Below are 20,360 nucleotides of genomic sequence, written 5' to 3'. Positions count from 1 at the left end.
GTCTAGAGCGCTAGCTCCATCACGTCGACAGTGCGGTAGATCTTGCGGTGCGGGGCGTCTACGAATCCGAATCGCACATAGATACGACGAGCGTCGACCATTGTCTCAAGTGTCGACAAAACAACCGCTCTGCAGCCACGTTGTCGTGCGACCTCGAGCCCGTGGGCAACCATTGCCGATCCCACGCCATAGCCTCGCGCTTCTGGCGCGACTGCAATCATGCGAAATTCGATCTCGCCCGGTTCGGCGACCTCAGCAAATTTAGTTCCGGCATCAACAATGGCAATGGCGCCAACGACAGTTCCGTCGACTTCAGCAACAACAAGGTCGGAACATTGTGCGCGCCCGGCCACGTCGGCGAGTACATCGAAATAGTCGGCATCTCCCGGAATGTAGGGCGCGTAGGACGTGACAGTAATTTCGCTCACCGTCGCGTAGTCCTTGGGAACGATTGACCGAAGGATGATCTCTGCTGTCACTGGTCGTTGCCGCCCGCGCCTATTGGTTTTACCGCGTCAGGGCCTTCCTCCAGCAACACTCGGAAGCCCTCCTCATCAAGCACTGGCACACCAAGTTCAATAGCCTTGTCGTACTTCGAGCCTGGCGAATCACCAACCACAACAAATGCGGTCTTTTTCGACACAGAGCCAGCGGCTTTTCCGCCTCGCACCACAATCGCTTCTTTCGACTCGTCCCGCGAAAACTGCTGCAGCGCACCCGTTACTACGATGGATAGCCCTTCGAGGTTCCGCGGGATGCTGTCATCGCGTTCGTCGACCATCCGGACACCGGCCTGTGCCCACTTGTTGACGATGTTGTTGTGCCAATCGACGTCAAACCACTCCGTGACTGCGTCTGCGATGGTGCTCCCTACGCCATCCACTGCCGCTAGTTCCTCGGCGCTGGCTGACTTGATTGCGTCGACACTCCCAAATGCCGTCGCGAGGGCACGCGCTGCGGTGGGACCGACGTGTCGAATGGAGAAACTGACGAGCACACGCCACAAGGGTTGTTGTTGTGCCTTAACTAGGTTTTCTAGCAACCGTTTTCCGTTGGCACTGAGATTGCCTGCCTTAGTCCGAAACAGGTCCGTTTTCAGCAGGTCGTCAGCCGTCAGCGTGAACAGGTCACCTTCGTCTGTGATGACCTCGTGCTGCAGCAGCGCCGATGCGGCCTCATAGCCGAGGCCTTCAATATCGAGCGCACTACGACCGCCGATGTAAAACACGCGCTCCCGCAGCTGGGCGGGGCATGTGCGGGCATTAGGGCACCGAATGTCAACGTCGCCGTCTTTGGATGGTGCAAGCGTGGCACCACACTCTGGGCACTGCGTTGGCATGACAAACTCGCGTTCCGAGCCGTCACGCAAATCAACCACGGGGCCTAAAACCTCCGGGATGACTTCACCAGCCTTGCGGATGACCACCGTATCGCCGATGAGAACGCCCTTGCGCTTAACCTCATCGCCATTGTGCAATGTCGCAAGCGAAACTGTTGATCCTGCGACCAGAACTGGTTTCATATAGGCAAACGGCGTGACCCGACCGGTGCGGCCAACATTGACGCGGATGTCCAGCAACTTTGTCGTCGCTTCTTCCGGAGGATACTTGTATGCAGTGGCCCACCTGGGCGCCCGCGACGTTGCCCCCAACCTCCGTTGGCTACTGACTTCATCAACTTTGACAACAAGGCCATCTACCTCGTGTTCAATGTCGTGGCGTCGCTCAGCCCACACGTGCACCTGTTCAACGACAGAATCGACGTCCGACACCCGTACTGTGTGTTCGGAAACAGGCAATCCCCACGCCCGCAGCGCTTGGTAGGCATCAAACTGTGAAGTTGGGGTGAAGCCCTCGCGTTTGCCCACCCCGTGGCAAATCATCCGTAGTTTTCGTCGCGAAGTAACCGCTGGGTTCTTTTGACGCAGGGACCCCGCCGCGGAGTTTCGCGGGTTCGCAAAGGGCGGCTTCCCTTCAGCGTTTAACGCAGCATTGAGATTCGCAAAATCCTCTAGTCGGAAGAATGCTTCCCCACGAACCTCTAACAGGGTAGGAACCGGGTATTCTTCCGTTCCCTTGAGCTTTTCCGGCACATCGTCAATCGTCCGGGCATTTAGTGTGACGTCTTCGCCGGTGCGCCCGTCACCACGTGTTGCCGCGCGCACCAACACACCGTTTTCGTACACCAAACTCAGTGCTACGCCATCGATTTTGAGTTCACAAAGATAGTTCACCCCGCCACCAATTGACGATTCCACACGGTGTGCCCAGTCGCGCAATTCGTCCTCACTGAACACGTTGTCCAAGCTCAGCATGCGTTCGAGGTGATCAACGGGGGCGAAATCCGTCGTAAAACCGCCACCGACCAACTGAGTGGGCGAATCGGGGGTCAAGAGTTCAGGGTATTGGGCTTCTAGCTCCTGCAGCTGACCGAACAACTCGTCAAACTCGCCGTCGCTGATGACCGGCGCGTCCCTTACGTAGTACCGGAACTGATGAAAACGAACATCCTCGGCAAGTTTCTGCCACCGCTCCCGCACGTCGGCAGGAGTCCTCTGCATTTCACCTTCAGCCACAACGGCAGAGTATCGCACTGCTCTGACACAGGAGTTAAACGCAGTGCGCATAGCGCCGAAGCGCCGCGGAATGGGCTAGGTGTTGAAATCCTCAGTGACGGCGCTGTACGCGCTCACAGCTGCACGCAGTGCTTGCACCATGCGACCAGTGGCAACGTCGTTCACATCATGCAGATGAGTGATGGAAAGGTGCTCAAGCAGCGTCTGCGGGGAGAATCCAGTCGTCGACGACACACGGCGAACGTCACGAACGATGTCTCCAGTAGTGGACGGCCCCGAGCGCTCTATAGGCACTGCTGCGATTACAACATCGCGGCCACGATCAAGGTGCGCGCCAAGCCCATCAATGTCACGGGCAGCGGTTGTGTGTCGGCCTAGGTCAACAACTACAGCATCGCACGCCACGTCGGAGATGACGTCCCACGTGATCGGGCCAGCACCCAAATTGAGGACACTGGCTTCGCCCAAACCTACGACCTGACCGAGCATGGTTGCGGCTTCGCGGGGCGTCACCGAACGCGATGGTTGAAGGATGCTCACAGCAGGTGCGCGACCACTCATCGCCTCTCGAAGTGAGGGTTCATCCCACTGCACGACCACGCGGCACCGCAGGCGCCGTTCAATTTCCGCGATGTGGCGAGCGGTGCCTTCCGCAAGTGATGCAACAAGATCGCGAACGGCGCCCCGGTCATCCACCACAGCGTGACCGTTGCGCAACTCTAGGCGCGCAGCCAGTGTGACTGGGCCTACGACCTGAATCTTGACCGTTGGCACATGGCTATAGCGACCGATCTCCCAGACTTCTTCAAAAGCGTCCACGTCGCGATGCAGAAAGTCAATCGCACGTCGACCAATCAATCCAACGTGGTCACTGAGCCTGTATCCCGTCGACGATGCCTCTACCGGTAGATCCACAAGCAGCGCGGTCGTGCGCCCGAGCGCTTCCGAACCTGGACCACGGTTCTCAAGCATGGGCAGGAAGGGTGTCCCTCGACCGCTGAGTTCACCGAAAACGGCCCGCGCAGCCTCGTGCGAGTCAGTTCCTGGCCACGATCCGAGACCCGTGGCTCCCCCTGCAATCGCGCTCACTGTGTATGCACACCAGCGCTGGCCTCTGAACCGACAGGACGTTCCGTGCTTGTGCCCGATATTGTGCCGCTGCCGAGGACGATGTCGCCCGCGTCGTCGAGTTGGTACAACACCGCAGCCTGCCCCCGCGCAACACCGGTGAGGGGTTCTTGGAGTGTGATGCGTAATCCCGTGCCGTCAGATTCGGCGACAGCAGCTGCGAGTCCGCCGTGGGCACGCACCTGCACTACACAGTTAACGGGCTCAGAAGGCGTAACACCGGACGTCCACACGGCGTCGCGGGCAAAAATCGTCCACACGTCTAGTGACTCCGCTGAACCAACGGTGACAGTCCCCGACTCTGGGTCGATTCCAGTGACGTAGCGAGGTTTGCCGTCCGGCGCCGGTCCGGGCAGTCCGAGGCCCTTGCGTTGGCCGATAGTGAACCCATGCACACCCTCGTGGTCACCGAGTTCGGCACCTGAATCCGAGTCGACCACTTTGCCCGGCCGGATACCTATTCGAGCACCAAGGAAAGCTTGCGTATTCCCTGAAGGAATGAAACAAATGTCGTGGCTGTCGGGTTTATTCGCCACAGAAAGCCCCAGCTCAGCGGCTTCGTCACGAATCTGCGGCTTCGGGGTATCGCCTACAGGAAACATCGCGCGGCTAAGCTGAGCTGACGTGAGGACCGCCAGCACGTATGACTGGTCTTTGTCGGCATCTACTGCTCGACGCAGAACACCGTCATGCAACCGCGCGTAGTGGCCAGTGACAACCGCATCAAAACCGAGCGCGTAGGCACGATCTGCGAGCGCCGAGAATTTGATCTTCTCGTTGCAACGCAAACACGGGTTCGGTGTCTCGCCCGCCGCATACGCCTCCACGAAGTCGTCGATGACGTCCTCTTTGAATCGTTCGGCGAAATCCCACACGTAGAACGGGATGCCAAGCACGTCGGCGGCCCTACGGGCGTCGCCTGCGTCCTCGCGTGAACAACATCCACGCGAACCTGTTCGTAACGCTCCAGGTGCTGTCGACAGTGCGAGGTGCACACCGACGACGTCATGGCCAGCGGCAACTGCTCGTGCTGCCGCCACTGCGGAGTCCACTCCTCCACTCATGGCCGCTAGTACGCGCATTACACGTTCCTTTCCCCAGCCGCTGCGCTGGCAAGTCCTGCTGATTTAGCCCTCTCCACAATCTGCGGGAGGGTTTCTAGTACATGGTCAACGTCATGGTCGGTTGAGGTATGCCCGAATGAGAACCTCAATGTGCCTCGTGCAATCGAGGGCGAAATGCCCATCGCGATAAGGACATGGCTAGCCCGCGCGACCCCTGCGGTACACGCAGAACCGGTTGAGCACTCAATCTGGTTAGCATCCATCAGCATGAGAAGCGAATCACCTTCACAACCAGGGAAGGTGACATTCACAATGTTTGGAAGTTGTGCATCTCGCCCACCATTGATGACTGCGTCAACATTGAGTTCGTTGATCCCGGTAATGAGCCTCTGGCGCAGTCGCCTCATCGTCGTCGTTGTTTCGTCACGATCGCGCACCACCGTCTTGACTGCAGCCGCCATCGCCAGAATGGCAGCGTTGTCTGGCGTTCCGGAACGAACGTCGCGTTCGTGACCACCACCGTGCAGTATCGGTTGACACGCCACGTCTCTGCGTAGGAACAGTGCGCCTACCCCATGTGGTCCACCAAATTTATGGGCCGTAATGGTCATTGCAGATAATCCACTCGCAGCGAAGTCACAGCCGAGTGGACCAGCGGCTTGTACCGCATCACTGTGCAGGGGAATTCCCGCAGATCGTGCGACTGCTGCGAGTTCGCGAATGGGGTTTATTGTGCCCACTTCATTATTCGCCCACATGACGGTCGCCAGCGCGACGTCGTCAGGATTCTCATTAATCGCAGCTTCCAAGGCAGCAGGAGTGACGATCCCCTCGTCAGTCACCGGCACCCAGGTAATGGTGGCGCCGTGATAGCGCACAAGCCACTCAGCAGCATCGAGCACGGCATGGTGTTCCGTCGCCCCCACGAGGAGTCGGGTTCGTTGTGGCACTTCGTCACGTCGCGCCCAAAAGATGCCCTTGATGGCGAGGTTGTCGCTTTCGGTTCCTCCGGCGGTGAAGATCACCTCTGACGGACGAGCGCCAAACGCCTCAGCAATCAGCTCACGGGATTCTTCAACATGTCGACGGGCGGTACGCCCTGCGCTGTGCACGGAGGCAGCATTGCCCACCACGTGAAACCCAGCCGTCATAGCCTCAATCGCGGACGGCAGCATGGGTGTGGCTGCCGCGTGATCAAGGTACGTCGGGCGGGTACGGTTCCGGCGTCGTAGCGATCCGGATTCCACCGTTTGTGCGGGCGATGTCATAGCACAGGTAAGGATAGTCGCCCACAAGGCATACAGCCCAATGCGGCAAATTTTCTACGCCACTGCTCGCTCCGCATCATGGGCGAAACTCGCAGTCCACGACTGCATTTCTGCGCTACGGAGAGTGCGCTCACAGCGCTGCGCAAGAATGCGTCTGTCGCCCACAGCTAGTTCGGGCGCCAGAAGCGTGACCTCGACAGTGACGTGGCGCTGAGTCAGTACTCGCCAGATCGACTGCGCGATTCCGTCTTCTCCGACAAAGCTGGGCGTCGTCGTCATCCGCCCGGTGCCGTCGACGTACCGAACATGGATGGGGTGAATCGGAACGTCAGCATCGAGTGCGGACTGGAAGAAGGCCGGTCGGAGCCTCCCCCAGGAGCGCCCACACCAGGTTGTGCCCTCAGGGAAGATGGCAACGCGGTCGCCCCTGCGCAGACGATCAGAAACATTCTGGACGGCACCGGGGAGATCCCTGAGAGATTCGCGGCGAAGCGGAATGATGCTGGCCCATCGAGCTAACGTGCCGATGGCTGGCCATTGTGCGAGGTCCGCTCTAGCGACGAACGCTGCCGAGGTGATAGTTGAAATCACCAAGGGATCGAGCCACGAAATGTGGTTGGCAACAACAAGGCCAGACCGTGACCCTGCGTCAATGCCACCTCGCCTGTCTGTGATCGAAACCGAGACACCAAATGCACTGAGGAGTGTTTTTGAGAACAACCGTTGCCAGCGCCGCTTCTCGGACGCAGGGAGGACTGAACGGACCGCGAAGAATGCGGGTGCAGCCACAAGCACACTGGTCAGCCGCACACAACGCGTTGTGACCACCGCAAAGTTTGCGGTGGCATGGTCGCCTGCAAGACAGCCGCAACTGCATGGACTTGTCGGGAACCAGTCGTGCGCTTCCTCTCGCCGCTCGTCATGGAGCATCGGCGCCAACCGGGCCTGGATCACTGACGTCATTCGCTGGTCCCCTTCGATTTTTCGACTGGAATTCGTGCGGATGCGGACATCAGGCGCTCGAGGTATCGCGCGTTCGCATGATTGACACCCAAAACAGTGACGAAGTCCGCGACCCCAAAATCTGGATCGTATGCCGGTTCGCCACAGATTCGCGCACCCAGCCTTAAGTAGCCGCGCAGTAGCGGTGGAATGTCAATCTTGTTTGGCGCTGAGATGTCGTCCAGAGGAACACCATTGAGAATTACGGGACGGAACGGATGCGCGTCCATACCTTCGGGACAGCGGTGCTTGCTGAGTACAAAATCACGAACTCCACGCACGTTGGCACCTGGAACCGAGTCCGGCGTGGGCGAGATGGGCACAGACACGCATCCGAGCACCCACTCATTACCGGTCAGGGTTAGGTATCGCAGGATCCCTGACCACATCAGACTCAGAACCGAACCATTGCGGTGGTCAGATCGGACGCATGCGCGTCCCATCTCTACGGTTGTCGGCAGGATCTGATCGAACCCTGCGAGGGCGAACTCTGTTGCTGTATACAAGCCACCCGTTGTTTTAGCAGCTTCAGGCGGCAGCATGCGGTAGCAGCCAATGACGTCACCAGTGTGGTCGTCACGCACGAGAAGATGGTCGCAATGTTCATCAAAGGCATCCGCGTCACGGCCATTCACGCCTATCGCGTCACTGAAACCGGGTTCTGAGCGGAATACTTCGTACCGAAGGCGCTGCACAGCGTCAATGTCCGCCGCCGACGTTGAGAGCAGAAGTGAATATCGCGGCGTCGTAACCGGTGCCCCAAGCCGGGGCTGTGGGGCTGGGATTAGCACCGAAGATGTGGTCATACTTGGGTGTCTACCGGGGTAGATCAGCCTCAGGGGGTCATGGCGGTGAAGGTGCAGTGCCAAGCCGGTTAACTTTTCGCCGGAGTTGACGGATTCATGAGGTTACGGCAACACCCGTATGAACAACCGGCGCCTTCCACATGAAGGTGCGACGGCTGTCACTTTCGGCTTGACGACGACTAAACCCCGATGGACCGTGTCCATCGGGGTTTAGTGTTAAGCGTTTACATCGGGCTCCCTAAGGAACTTGATGCTCAGCCTTTGCGCTTCTTCACCGCTTCGGTGAGTTGCGGCGCTACATCGAAGAGGTCGCCAACGATGCCGTAGTCCGCGATCTCGAAGATCGGGGCTTCCTCATCCTTGTTGACGGCGACGATGGTCTTCGAGGTTTGCATACCTGCGCGGTGCTGGATTGCGCCGGAAATACCGAGTGCGATGTACAGGTTCGGGGAGACTGTCTTACCAGTCTGACCAACCTGGAACTGCCCTGGGTAGTAACCGGAGTCAACAGCCGCACGGGAAGCGCCCACAGCACCACCAAGGATGTCTGCGAGTTCCTCGACGACACTGAACTTGTCGGCACTGCCGACACCACGTCCACCGGAGACGACGACGCTAGCTTCAGCGAGGTCGGGACGGTCACCCGCAACGACGGGTTCACGGGACGTGATCTTCACGATGCCATCTTCGGGCTCAGCAACCTCGACGGAGACCTGCTCGCCAGCGCCAGCCTGTGGTTCTGCATCGACAGCACCGGGCCGCAAGCTGATGATTGGTACGCCACTTGCTTTGGCATCCACGGTGAACGCGCCACCGAAGATGGAGTGGACGACCGAACCATCGCCGTTGACGCCGATGACGTCAGCGAGGAGCCCAAGGCCGAGACGTGCGGCAAGGCGTCCTGAAACTTCCTTGCCTTCGGCTGTGGCTGCGGTAAGAACTGCAGCCGGTGAAGCCTGCTCGACTAGGTCAGCGAGAACGTCAACAACCGGGGTGATGAGGTAGTTGCTGAACGCATCAGACTCGGCTACGTAGATCTTTTCAGCGCCAGCCTCTTTGAGGCTGTCCGCGAGCGCAGCTCCGGTTCCGGAGGCACCGGTCACTACGGCCGATGGCTCTCCGAGGGTGCGTGCCACGGTGAGCAATTCCGAGGTTACCTTCTTGACTGTGCCCTCAGCATGCTCGACGAGCACAAGAACTTCTGCCATTTGTTCCTACTCCTGTTCGTCTGTGTGTCGTCAGTGAGGCGATCAGATGATCTTCTGCGCGACGAGGTATTCGGCTATCTTGGTGCCGCCTTCGCCTTCGTCGGTGATCTTCTCACCAGCAGCCTTGGGTGGCTTCGGCTGCGCAGCGGTGACCTGCGATGCGGCGTTTGCAACGCCAACCTCGCCTGGTTCGACCTCAAGATCAGCGAGTGAAAGAACCTCAATCGGCTTCTTCTTCGCGGCCATGATGCCCTTGAAGGAAGGGAAGCGTGGCTCGTTGATCTTCTCGTTGACACTGACGATGGCAGGCAGCGTGGCTTCAAGCCCGAAGACGCCGTCGTCGGTCTCGCGCTCACCACTAATGGTGTCACCGTCAATTTCGAGCTTCCGCATCTGCGTGAGCTGCGGGAGTCCGAGGTATTCGGCGATGATCGCGGGCACCGCACCGACGCGACCGTCGGTTGATTCGTTGCCTGCGATAACTAGCTCGACGCCTTCGACGGTACCGAGTGCCTTTGCGAGCACCCAGCTTGTCTGCAGGGCATCGCTGCCATGGAGAGCCTCGTCATTGATGTGGATCGCCTTGTCCGCACCCATCGAGAGGGCCTTGCGGATGGCGTCGGCAGCGCGGTCTGGACCGGCGCAAAGCACAGTCACCTCGCCACCATGTTTTTCTTTGATGAGCAGTGCTTCTTCTACTGCACGCTCATTGATCTCATCGAGCACTGGGTCCGCAGAGTCACGGTCGAGAGTCCAATCATCTTCCCTCAACTTGCGCTCGGACCATGTGTCCGGGACCTGCTTGATCAAGACGACAACATTTGTCATGGGTCTTCCTTGACCTCCTGCGAGTGGTGGCAATTCCGTCTCCGGCGACGAACTGTTCGTCAGTTCAGTCCGCAACCGTGTCCTACACCTAGGTTACCGACGAGTAACATTTGTGCAAGTACCAAGCTGAACATACTCTATAAACTCTCAGAATGGCGGACTTGGGTCGTACTCCCCCAACTTATGTTGGACTTCCATTCCCACTTGTGTCAGCTCTATGGCCGCGCCGATTCGAATTACTAGGCATTTTCCCTTTAGGCTGCTGTCGTGACTGATTTCACCGGCGCGACAGTTGCCACCCCCGCCAACCCAGAACCAACGGAGACGCTTCCCCTCACCGGCGAGCGCACCGTCCCTGGCATTGCCGAAGAAAATTACTGGTTCAGGCGGCACGAAATTGTCTACCTCGAACTCCTCGATCGCTGCGCCGACAAAATTGTTGTCGATGCCGGTTTCGGCGAAGGGTATGGCGCCGACCTCATCTCGCGCAGCGCCCGCACCGTCATTGGGCTCGACTACGACCAACAGGCGACCGAACACGTCGCACGCCGCTACCCGTCTGTCACAGCCATGCGCGCCAACCTCGCAACATTGCCGCTCGCCAACAACTCCGTTGATGTTGTCGTCAACTTCCAGGTAATTGAGCACCTCTGGGATCAAGTGCAGTTCATTCGCGAGTGTGCACGGGTCCTCCGCCCAGGCGGCGAACTTCTGATCTCCACCCCGAACCGCATTACCTTCTCACCAGGGCGCGACACGCCACTTAACCCGTTCCATACCCGCGAACTCAACACCGAGGAACTAACAGAACTGCTCACCGAAGGCGGACTCTCAGTCAAAACAATGACCGGAGTTCACCACGGTGCAGACCTCAAAGCACTAGACGCAAAATACGACGGTTCGCTCATCAATAAGCAACTCGACCTCGCGCTTGCGGGTGTGCCCTGGCCGACCGAGCTCGCACGTGATGTCGCGGACGTCACCGCCCAAGATTTCGTTCTCACACCTGACAACATTGACGACAGCCTCGACCTAGTCGCCATCGCAACCAAAGAATGAGCGCCACCACCACCGTGAACGCACCAACCGCAACTGTGCCCGGCATGTTCACACTTGTCCTGCACAGCCATTTGCCCTGGTTGCCGCACCACGGGAGATGGCCGGTAGGCGAAGAATGGCTGTATCAGTCGTGGGCCGACAGCTACATTCCCGTTTTCAGAGTTCTCCGCACCCTCGCCGCCGAAGGTCGCTCTCACCTACTGACCCTAGGCATGACGCCGGTGCTGTCGGCTCAACTAGACGACCCGTACGCACTTTCCGCGATGCACCATTGGCTCGGCAACTGGCAACATCGTGCACACGAAGCGGCACTCACGCCGGATTCGGCCCGGAAAAAGGGGACGCCCCCCGTAGACAATGCGGCTAGCCCTCACGCCTTACGTCAACTCGGTTGGCGAGAGCACAGCAACGCAGCGGCCGCCCTGGAAGATTTTGAGCTGCACTGGCGTCATGGCGGAGCCGGTCTAGTCCGCCAACTAACAGAAGCAGGCACTATCGAGCTGCTCGGCGGCCCGCTTACTCACACTTTTCAACCACTCACCCACCCAACACTGCGCGCAGGAGCGTTGGCAGCGGGGCTCAACGATGCGGCATCCCGGTTTTCAACACGGCCACAGGGAATTTGGGCTCCAGAATGCGCCTACACTCCCGGACTCGAATCGTTGTACCAGCAGGCCGGAATCACCCACTTTATGGTGGACGGGCCGAGCCTCCGCGGCGACACAACACTTGGCCGCCCGGTCTGGGATTCGAACGTAATTGCGTTTGGTCGCGACCTCCAGGTCAGCTACCGAGTATGGTCACCAAAATCGGGGTATCCCGGGCACCGCGATTACCGCGATTTCCATAGCTACCACCACGGCACCGGCCTGAAACCTGCCAGGGTGACCAGCAAAACCACTCCAGCCGACGCGAAGGCGCCATACGACCCACTGCGCGCTGCCGCAGCCGTCGAACAACACGCAGATGACTTCGTTGACACCGTCCGGCGTCGTCTGATCAGCGAATCAGAACGCATCGGCCGACCCGCACACGTCATCGCCGCATTCGACACGGAACTGTTTGGTCATTGGTGGCACGAAGGCCCTGAGTGGCTTGCGGCCGTCCTCAGACGACTTCCCGAGGTAGGCATCAACGTAGGCACGCTCGACGACGCGATTAACGCAGGCTACGTCGGTGCTCCAGCCGAAATTGAGAACTCATCCTGGGGTTCAGGGAAAGACTGGCGTGTGTGGGCAGGCGACCAAGTCGAAGACTTAGTGCAACTCAATACCGAAGTCGGCGACCTTGGTGTCAAGCTTCTGCAACAACGTGACAGCGGCAAAACCAGGCCCCGCGACTACATTGCCGACCAGGTAATTCGCGAAGTTCTCCTATGCTTGGCGAGCGACTGGGCATTCATGGTGAGCAAAGAATCCGCTGTTGGCTACGCACGCGATCGCGCCCACAAGCATGCCCACGCCGCACGAGAAATCGCCGACGCTGCCTTCCGCGGCGACGACGCACGCGCACTCCAACTAGCTTCAGCATGGAACAACGCTGACGGGCTGTTCCCGGCGCTCGATAGCCGCACATTCAGCATCAGCAATGAGGGTTGGTCATGAAAATACTCATCATCTCGTGGGAGTACCCACCTGTCGTAGTGGGGGGCCTGGGTCGGCACGTCCACAACCTGGCAATTCATCTTGCATCCGCAGGCCACGACGTCGTCGTCCTGTCCCGACAGCCCTCGGGAACCGACTCCACCACACACCCCACGACCGACACCGTGACAGAGAACGTGCGGGTCATCGCTGTAGCGGAAGACCCCCCGCACTTGATCTTTGAAGAAGACATGCTGGCATGGACACTCGCCATGGGGCACGCCATGGTCCGGCACGGGCTCTCACTTCTTGGTTCGTGGCAACCCGACGTCATCCACGCCCACGACTGGCTTGTCGCACACCCAGCCATTGCGCTTGCACAACACAGCGGAGCGCCACTCGTGGCTACCATTCATGCCACCGAAGCTGGACGCCATAGTGGGTGGATTTCAGGAAAAATAAACCGCCAAGTGCACTCCGTGGAATGGTGGCTCGCAAACTCAGCTGACGCCGTCATCACATGCTCCCAATCCATGCGCGACGAAGTCGTTTCACTGTTCGGACCCGCACTGGCAGTGACAACGGTAATTCACAATGGAATTGACACCGGGACGTGGACTTTTCAGCAGCGCAGTCAACGCACCGGTCCAGCGACGTTGTTGTTCGCCGGGCGGCTCGAATACGAAAAAGGTGTCCACGACGCAATCGCGGCGCTAGCTGACGTCAGAAAAACCCATCCTGGCACAATCCTCCTTGTGGCAGGAACGGGCACGCAGCGCGCGTGGCTGGAGCAGGAAGCCATTGCGAACAAGGTCGACAACGCTATCGTCTTTCTCGGATCCCTCAACCACGATGAGCTATTGACGTACCTGCACCGAGCAGATGCGATCCTTCTGCCCAGCAGATACGAACCGTTCGGGATTGTCGCACTTGAAGCAGCCGCATCCGGCACGCCGCTCATCACCTCCACCGCTGGCGGGCTTGGCGAAGCTGTCATCGACGGCGTCACAGGGCGCACCTTTCCCCCTGGCGATGTCACCGCGCTCACCTCAGCGATTCGAAATATGCTGGATGAACCCGAACTGACCCAAAAGATGGCCACTGCGGCGCGCGAACGACTCACCACAGAATTCGAGTGGTCAGCGGTCACCGACACGACGTTAGCGGTGTACGCCGAAACGACACGACGCCCACCTCGTGAGCTTCCCCGTCCGACCGTGACGCAACGCCCACTCCCCGGGCGGTGAAAGCGACATAATCGGCGACATTTCCGGCAGGTGAGTGCCGCAAACCTAATGCGTTCGGATAGGCTCAACCGCATGGGATTTTCAGTAAAGGGTAAAACCGTGCTAGTCACGGGCGCCGCAATGGGAATGGGTCGTCTCTTCGCCGAGAAAGCAGTCAAAGAAGGTGCCTCGCAGATAATCCTGTGGGACATCAATGGCGCTGAACTCGAGAAGACGGCAGCCGCACTCACCGCAGCGGGCGGAAAAGTTCACGCACAGGTCGTTGACGTGGCGAACCTCGAGCAAATCGAGAAGTCTGCTGCCGAGGTCAAAGAAAAGTTCGGCGCTCCACACGTGCTCATCAACAATGCGGGTGTTGTGCGCGGCAAGCTCTTCTGGGAGCACGACAACCTCCGCGACACCAAGTTCACCATCGACATCAACGTGCTCGCGCCGATGTACATCACACGTGCATTCATCAACGAAATGATCGAGCGCGACGAAGATTCACGGCTCGTCACCTTGGCTAGCGCCGCCGGAACAGTCGCGAACCCCAAGATGTCGGTATACGCCGGTTCAAAGTGGGGCGTACTTGGTTGGAGCGACTCAGTGCGTCTCGAACTAGAACTCGAAGGCCACAAGCACGTCAAGATGACCACCGTGTGCCCGAGCTACATCAACACCGGCATGTTCGAAGGCGCCAAGGGGCCTTTGATGGCGCCGATCCTTCAGCCTCAAGAGGTAGTCGACAAGTCGTGGGCGGGCATGAAGTCTGGCGTCCCACTCATCTTCCTCCCCAAAACAGTCCTACTGTCCAAGGGTCTGAAGGGCGTACTGCCGACCCGCGCGTGGGACTTCCTCGCCGGTCGCGTACTGGGCGTTTACCACAGCATGGAAGAGTTTGAAGGCCGCGGCAACGACCTTTCCGGCAAGTAGCCCGCACATAGAACTTCAGTACCTAAAAGTTTGGCCTCCCGGCGCAACCGGGAGGCCAAAGTTTTTTGCACTACTTCTAGTCGGTCACCGGCTTAGCGCCGATCTTCTTCCGTTCAATGTCTGCCAGTGCCGCCTGATGCGCCGCACGCTCTGCCGCTGTTTTCTCCCAGGCCTCTTTGCGGTTTTTCACCACTCTGGCCGGTGCACCCACTGCGATGCTGTAGTCCGGTATCACACCCTTGACCACTGCATGGGCCCCCAAGACGCAACCACGCCCCACAATAGTGTTACGCAGGACGCTCACCTTAGTGGCGATCCAGGTGTCAGGCCCAATACGCACGGGACCCTTGACTATCCCTTGATCCTTGATCGGCAAGTTTATGTCATCGACGACATGGTCAAAGTCGCAGATGTAGCACCAGTCAGCCATCAGTGATGCATCACCAAACTCGATATCGAGATAGGCGTTGATGACATTCTGTCGACCAAAAACGGCCTTATCACCAATACGAAGCGAACCCTCATGGCACCGGATGGCGTTGCCGTCACCGATGTGCACCCACCGGCCAATCTCCATGCGGCCGAGCCCAGGGGTTGCGTGAATTTCAACATTCTTGCCGAGAAAAACCATTCCACGCAGCACGATGTGCGGATTCATCATCCGAAATTTGAGCAACCGAAAATACCGCACTAAGTACCACGGAGTGTAGGCCTTATTGCGAATCACCCACCGCAGCGATGCGACGGTGAGGAACCGCGCTTGTTTATCCTCGTTCTGCCGCGCACGCCATCGTGATCTATACGGCGAACCCCACATGCTTGTCATAAGCAGCAAGCCTACGGTGTGAGTGCGGTGCCGCCGACCAACACACACCACGCAAGGTGTCCGTTTTAGTCGTCAGTGGAAAACATTTGCAGCTCAGAACCACTCACAACGAGCAATCCGTCGCCAGCAAGACGTGCCCGTGAGTTTTCGGGGACCGCCAATGTCCACTCCACTTCGCCGCTGCGCAGGTTAACCGCGACCACCTCGTTGAGCACCGAGTTCATGCCGATGACCCGCTCGCCATCGGTGTTGTCTACCGTGGCGATTATGTCGCGGGACACGCTCCACAGCGACTCCCCAGTTTCAAGATCCACGCCAGTGACGAGCGGACGGTCATCTTCCCAACCAAACATAATCACCGTGCCCGAGTACACCGCCATCACAGAACGATTTGCCGTGTTCTCGAGTTTCCAGATCGATTCACCGCTGTCGAAGTCAATTCCCTCGAACCCAACAAGATAAGGTGACTGCTCCGAAACGTCAGACCACGGGGCACCCCAGGTGTGGGAGCCAAGGTGGCGGCGCACTTCAGTGCCATCGTTTGCGCCGACCACAGCGGTCTGCGGCGCACTGCACAACGTCGCAACAAAACCCCGGCCAGGAAGCAATGTTGCGCCAGAAAAGTCGTCGGCAATAAGTCGTTCACCGTTTTCCGCGTCCGCTAGCACTGCTCCCACCGACCCGAAATGGACGACACCGTTGACGATGTCGAACGTGTAGCCGTCACCAGAACCTTGACACTGCCCGGCAAGGAAATACTCTTCCATCCAGTCAGAAGTGGGGTCTTCTACGGTGCCGCGCGCAATAGTAATGGGCGTGCGGGCCGCGCGATTATCCTGTCCCGCCGTGTAGAGAGCGCCATTGTCGACTTTGACCGCCGTTGCATACGGCGCAGGAACCGTCGAAGCCACCACACCGTCGTCGAGGTCAATGAAGTTCAACTCGGAATTTCTGCTGCGATCAGACGGATTAAAAGTTGCAGCTAGGCACGGCAAGAGGCCATCAATCGCCGTTGTTGCGCACGTGATCTCAACGGTGAGGGCATCCGGGTTGTCGATGTGCAGATCGGTTTGCCACGCTACAGCGCCGTCGTCCCCTGAGAATGCGACCAACCGCGAACCGCCCTCGCCCCGAAGAACTGTCACGACAACACCATCAACCTCGTAGGCGTCTGGAACCCCGTACATCGCGGCCAATGCTTGAGGGGCTACAAAGCTGCCGCCTGCACCATCTACATCTGCGTCATCTACATCTGCTACACCAACGGACCACGCAAGCGACGGCGCCACAGGAAGTTCTGCGCGGGGAACATCCTGTTCATGTTCACCGGTGGCAACCTCGTCGCTCGCACTCGAGCACGCCCCCAACAATAAGGCAGCTGCGGTGATGGCAAGTGCAGCGCGAGTGCTGCTTCGGCGGCGAGAGGAAGGTGTCAATGCCCACATCGTAGCCACGCTAGTGCATCGCGGTTGTTTACCGCATCACAGTGCGGAAAGGTCAATGGTGTTGAGATCTGTCACCGCATATCCGTGGGCTTCAGCAACTGGCTTAACCGTGATGTGCCCAGCAATGACATTAACCCCCTTGGCTAGCGCGGGGTCCTCTGACACCGCGCGGCGCCACCCGGCGTTTGCGATGGCGCGAATGTAGGGCAAAGTGGCGTTCACCAGAGACGACGTTGACGTATTGGGCACTGCCGCAGGCATGTTAGCCACGGCGTAGAACCTCGAATTGTGCACGCTATACAACGGATCAGCGTGGGTAGTGGGGCGCGAATCTTCGAAACACCCACCCTGATCGATAGCGATGTCAACCAGGACGCTGCCCGCCTTCATGTTTCGAACCTGATCGTTGGTCACAAGTTTCGGCGCCTTCGCTCCGTGAACTAACACTGCGCCAATCACCAAGTCCGCATGCCGGAGGGCCATGTCGACGGCATCGCGATTCGACATCAATGCGCGTACTCGGTTGCCGTATCGGTCGAGCACTGTTCGTAACCGGCCAGCGGCAAGGTCAAAAACGGTGACGTCGGCTCCCATGCCGACCGCAACATCAACTGCCTGTGAACCAGCGTTACCCGCACCAAGGATGACGACGGACGCGGGCGCCACCCCCGCAATGCCACCCATCAGTACCCCGCGTCCGCCGTTTGCTGACTGCAGAGAAAACGCCCCCACCTGGGTCGCCAGACGCCCTGCAATGTCGCTCATCGGCGACAGGAGGGGCAGGGCGCCATCCGCTAGCTCGACCGTTTCGTAAGCGATTGCCGTTATCCCACTACGGACCAGCGCATCAGTGCAATCTTTGGTGGCCGCGAGGTGTAAGTACGTAAACAGGACTAGATCGGAACGCAAGAAGTGGTATTCAGACGGCTGTGGTTCTTTCACCTTGACGACGAGGTGCACATCGCCCCACGCATCCTCAGCAGGAACCAAATGAGCACCAGCCCGACGATACTGATCGTTGGTGAAGTGCGAACCCCTACCTGCGTCAGCTTGGATGAGCACATCATGCCCGGCCGCTACTAGTTCCGTGACAGCGTCTGGGGTTAAGGCAACTCGGTTTTCGCCGCTTTTCACTTCTGCGGGAACACCAATTCGCATGTCCTCACCCCGCTCGCGACGCCGTTGTGACTTATCAGTCTAGCCGTGGTGCCTGGCGCCGCCGACGGTAGGTTCGCACACAAAGACTTCCGGCGTTTCACCAATGCGTACCACGATGGCACTCAAGGATTTATTGCCTTTGAGCTTCATCCGCATTCGTAGCGCATCAGGATCAACACGTACGCCGCGGGTAAGAATCTCCAAACTTCCACAGTCATGGCGCGCTAGCGCCCGGCGCAGTTCCTTTTCGCTAAAGCGCAACCGCTCAAGCACGCGGTGCCCCCGCGCACCGGTTGGCACAACAGGACCGGTGAGGTAGGCGATATGGGGATCAAGTTGCCACAGCCCATGCATGGCTGCGTAGTGGCGAACAAGCCCTGCTCGCACTATCGCACCGTCTGGATCAACAATCCAAGTATCGGGTTCGCCCGCCGCTACATCGTCATCCTGGTCGTCGGTGACAGTGACGGTTTCGCCATGGCTACGCAATATCGTTGCGCGTCTCGTTACGCCGGGGGTTGCCAACGATGATGACCACAAGCACGCTTCTCGCACACCACCATCAAGTGAGGTGACTTCCACTTCACCTGACCAGTCGAGTGCCGCATAGTCGATCCCCGGCGCACATTTAATAACCAACGGTCGGCCGCTGTAGACCTCAACCAAATCCGGTAGCGGCGGAATGAGTTGGGCGGGATCATACGTTCGTTTGCCGCCCTGACGGCGAGCTGGATCCGCCACGATGACGCTATTTCGGCTGCACGGCTGTAGAGCGTCAGCCCTGACAAACGTCGCGGTAGGAACATTGGTTGACGCCATGGCCAGGCGAACCGAATCCACGTCACTACCCAGTGCTAGATCCGCCACTGCGGCAACTGCAGCTAGGTCAGCTCCAACGGAGCATGTGACGTCGTGAACAATTCGTCCCGCGAGTCGCTGCGCGCGGTGTTCAGCTACGACGCTGGCGGTGGCCTGCTGAAGCGCATCGTCGGTGAACAACCACGATGTGCTATCTCGAATCTTGGCGGATGCCTTGCGGCGCAGCCGAGCCGTTTCGAGGACGCTTGGAGCGTGATCACCAAACTGCGAACGAATGAACGCCGTATCCGCAATCATGGTGCGCTCGGTCAGCGGCCGTTCAGATGCCACGCTGAGCGCCTCCGCCCCAGCCTGGGAGCGGAGAAACGCAACGTCAGCGACCGTAAAACGGTACGCCACTACCCTGCTGGTTTCACACCGGTGATGATGGCGTTGTAGAAGAATCCACGCGGAATGATGCGTCGCATTACGGTCTCATCCAACCAGCTCAGTTTCTTCCACGCCTGGTAGGAGAAAAGTCGCCACTGAAGGCTCAACTTCTCCGGCGGAACAGCAGCTTCGAATGTGCGAATTGGCCAACCGAACAACGCCGCAGCGAACTCTTCAGTCTTAACGCCGACCTCAATAGCACCGGCTTCGCGTGCAAGTTTTTGAAGCTCACGCGGCTCGAACGTGTGTAGGTCAACAACGGCTTCCAAGGCTGCGGCGCGAGAAGACTCATCGAGCTCTTCCTGCGGTCGACGCCAACTCCGCAGCGCGGGGAGTTTCGTCGCGTTCGTAGTGAAGTACCACGTTAGCTGCCCCAACCGGCGTGCGTAAATGTTCCCCACGGTGGTGGGTTCGCCCGCAAAAACGAAACGCCCTCCCGGCTTCAGCACACGCAGAACCTCACGAAGCGCCTGGCCCACATCCGGGATGTGGTGCAAGACAGCATGGCCGACGACAAGGTCAAAAGTATCGTCCTCGTATGGGATGCCTTCGGCGTCGGCAACTCGCCCATCCACCGTCAAACCCAAGTTCTCTGCGTTTCGCAAAGCGACCTTCACCATGCCCGGCGACAAATCCGTCACCGAACCAGTTTTGGCGACACCAGCCTGCATCAGGTTGAGCAGGAAGAAGCCCGTTCCGCAACCGAGCTCAAGCGCGCGCTCATACGGAAGTGTCTGGTCACTCGCGACAGCATCAAACCGACCACGGGCGTACGCAATGCAGCGCTCGTCGTAAGAAATTGACCACTTATCGTCGTAGGTTTCTGCTTCCCAATCGTGGTAGAGAACCTGCGCGAGTTTGGTGTCTTCAAACGCGGCAGCTACTTCTTCTGCCGTGGCGCGGGGCCGTGGAGCCGGATCGTCTACGCGCGATGCGTCTGTGGTCGGCTCGTTCGACGTCGTTGTCATGATGTTCCTGCTCGTCTTGGAAACTATGGTCG

At 58.9% G+C, this 20,360-nt stretch carries 18 protein-coding genes; 4 read left to right on the top strand and 14 right to left on the bottom strand.

The window, feature by feature from the left end; genetic code table 11:
• Positions 1–2: 2 nt before the first annotated feature.
• From IEW73_RS00155 to IEW73_RS00115, 9 genes are all read right to left on the bottom strand, one after another.
• Positions 3–479 carry a GNAT family N-acetyltransferase gene (locus tag IEW73_RS00155; RefSeq protein WP_229675616.1) on the bottom strand — a complete coding sequence of 159 codons (477 nt, stop codon included), beginning with the start codon at positions 477–479 and terminating at the stop codon, positions 3–5.
• Positions 476–2,560 (bottom strand): NAD-dependent DNA ligase LigA, encoded by a 2,085-nt coding sequence (gene ligA / locus IEW73_RS00150; RefSeq protein WP_188672612.1) that lies wholly within the window; start codon positions 2,558–2,560, stop codon positions 476–478. Before ligA ends, IEW73_RS00155 begins: the two co-directional genes overlap by 4 nt.
• A 90-nt stretch (positions 2,561–2,650) precedes the next feature.
• On the bottom strand, positions 2,651–3,664 hold the full coding sequence (locus IEW73_RS00145) for a uroporphyrinogen decarboxylase/cobalamine-independent methonine synthase family protein (RefSeq protein ID WP_188669618.1): 1,014 nt from the start codon (positions 3,662–3,664) through the stop codon (positions 2,651–2,653).
• On the bottom strand, positions 3,661–4,785 hold the full coding sequence (gene mnmA / locus IEW73_RS00140; protein ID WP_188669617.1) for a tRNA 2-thiouridine(34) synthase MnmA: 1,125 nt from the start codon (positions 4,783–4,785) through the stop codon (positions 3,661–3,663). Before mnmA ends, IEW73_RS00145 begins: the two co-directional genes overlap by 4 nt.
• A complete protein-coding gene (locus IEW73_RS00135; RefSeq protein ID WP_188669616.1) occupies positions 4,785–6,035 on the bottom strand; it encodes a cysteine desulfurase family protein in 1,251 nt (416 codons plus the stop codon). The genes mnmA and IEW73_RS00135 overlap by 1 nt, the downstream gene beginning before the upstream one ends.
• A 54-nt stretch (positions 6,036–6,089) precedes the next feature.
• Positions 6,090–6,998, bottom strand: coding sequence for a lysophospholipid acyltransferase family protein (locus IEW73_RS00130; RefSeq protein ID WP_188669615.1), 909 nt, complete (start codon positions 6,996–6,998; stop codon positions 6,090–6,092).
• The gene (locus tag IEW73_RS00125) at positions 6,995–7,843 is read right to left on the bottom strand and encodes a GNAT family N-acetyltransferase (protein ID WP_188669614.1); all 849 of its coding nucleotides are present in this window, start codon (positions 7,841–7,843) and stop codon (positions 6,995–6,997) included. Before IEW73_RS00125 ends, IEW73_RS00130 begins: the two co-directional genes overlap by 4 nt.
• 254 nt (positions 7,844–8,097) lie before the next feature.
• Positions 8,098–9,051 carry an electron transfer flavoprotein subunit alpha/FixB family protein gene (locus tag IEW73_RS00120; protein WP_188669613.1) on the bottom strand — a complete coding sequence of 318 codons (954 nt, stop codon included), beginning with the start codon at positions 9,049–9,051 and terminating at the stop codon, positions 8,098–8,100.
• 42 nt (positions 9,052–9,093) lie between these two features.
• A complete protein-coding gene (locus IEW73_RS00115) occupies positions 9,094–9,879 on the bottom strand; it encodes an electron transfer flavoprotein subunit beta/FixA family protein (RefSeq protein ID WP_188669612.1) in 786 nt (261 codons plus the stop codon).
• A gap of 267 nt (positions 9,880–10,146) precedes the next feature.
• On the opposite strand from IEW73_RS00115, the gene IEW73_RS00110 reads away from it, so the two are divergent.
• The 4 genes from IEW73_RS00110 to IEW73_RS00095 all read left to right on the top strand — a co-directional run bounded on the left by IEW73_RS00110 (position 10,147) and on the right by IEW73_RS00095 (position 14,683).
• Entirely contained in the window at positions 10,147–10,938 is a 792-nt protein-coding gene (locus IEW73_RS00110) for a class I SAM-dependent methyltransferase (RefSeq protein WP_188669611.1), read from the top strand.
• Positions 10,935–12,542: a 1,4-alpha-glucan branching protein domain-containing protein gene (locus IEW73_RS00105; RefSeq protein ID WP_188669610.1), complete on the top strand. Its 1,608-nt coding sequence runs from the start codon at positions 10,935–10,937 to the stop codon at positions 12,540–12,542. Before IEW73_RS00110 ends, IEW73_RS00105 begins: the two co-directional genes overlap by 4 nt.
• On the top strand, positions 12,539–13,768 hold the full coding sequence (locus IEW73_RS00100) for a glycosyltransferase family 4 protein (RefSeq protein ID WP_188669609.1): 1,230 nt from the start codon (positions 12,539–12,541) through the stop codon (positions 13,766–13,768). Before IEW73_RS00105 ends, IEW73_RS00100 begins: the two co-directional genes overlap by 4 nt.
• A 72-nt stretch (positions 13,769–13,840) precedes the next feature.
• Positions 13,841–14,683 (top strand): SDR family NAD(P)-dependent oxidoreductase, encoded by an 843-nt coding sequence (locus IEW73_RS00095; protein ID WP_188669608.1) that lies wholly within the window; start codon positions 13,841–13,843, stop codon positions 14,681–14,683.
• Between the two features lie 76 nt (positions 14,684–14,759).
• On the opposite strand, the gene IEW73_RS00090 is transcribed toward IEW73_RS00095, so the two are convergent.
• From IEW73_RS00090 to IEW73_RS00070, 5 genes are all read right to left on the bottom strand, one after another.
• Positions 14,760–15,509, bottom strand: a complete 750-nt coding sequence (locus tag IEW73_RS00090) for an acyltransferase (RefSeq protein WP_188669607.1) — start codon at positions 15,507–15,509, stop codon at positions 14,760–14,762.
• A gap of 65 nt (positions 15,510–15,574) precedes the next feature.
• Positions 15,575–16,945 carry an outer membrane protein assembly factor BamB family protein gene (locus IEW73_RS00085; protein ID WP_188669606.1) on the bottom strand — a complete coding sequence of 457 codons (1,371 nt, stop codon included), beginning with the start codon at positions 16,943–16,945 and terminating at the stop codon, positions 15,575–15,577.
• A gap of 45 nt (positions 16,946–16,990) precedes the next feature.
• A complete protein-coding gene (gene ald / locus IEW73_RS00080; RefSeq protein WP_188669605.1) occupies positions 16,991–18,112 on the bottom strand; it encodes an alanine dehydrogenase in 1,122 nt (373 codons plus the stop codon).
• A 39-nt stretch (positions 18,113–18,151) separates the two neighbouring features.
• Complete coding sequence (locus tag IEW73_RS00075; RefSeq protein WP_188669604.1) at positions 18,152–19,330, bottom strand: THUMP-like domain-containing protein; 1,179 nt, start codon at positions 19,328–19,330, stop codon at positions 18,152–18,154.
• On the bottom strand, positions 19,330–20,328 hold the full coding sequence (locus IEW73_RS00070) for a class I SAM-dependent methyltransferase (RefSeq protein ID WP_188669603.1): 999 nt from the start codon (positions 20,326–20,328) through the stop codon (positions 19,330–19,332). The genes IEW73_RS00075 and IEW73_RS00070 overlap by 1 nt, the downstream gene beginning before the upstream one ends.
• Positions 20,329–20,360 lie beyond the last annotated feature (32 nt).

This window comes from Hoyosella rhizosphaerae, assembly GCF_014643175.1.
Taxonomy (GTDB): domain Bacteria; phylum Actinomycetota; class Actinomycetes; order Mycobacteriales; family Mycobacteriaceae; genus Lolliginicoccus; species Lolliginicoccus rhizosphaerae.
The sequence above is the reverse complement of the archived record's forward strand: the minus strand, read 5'-3'. Positions and strand labels throughout refer to the sequence as shown.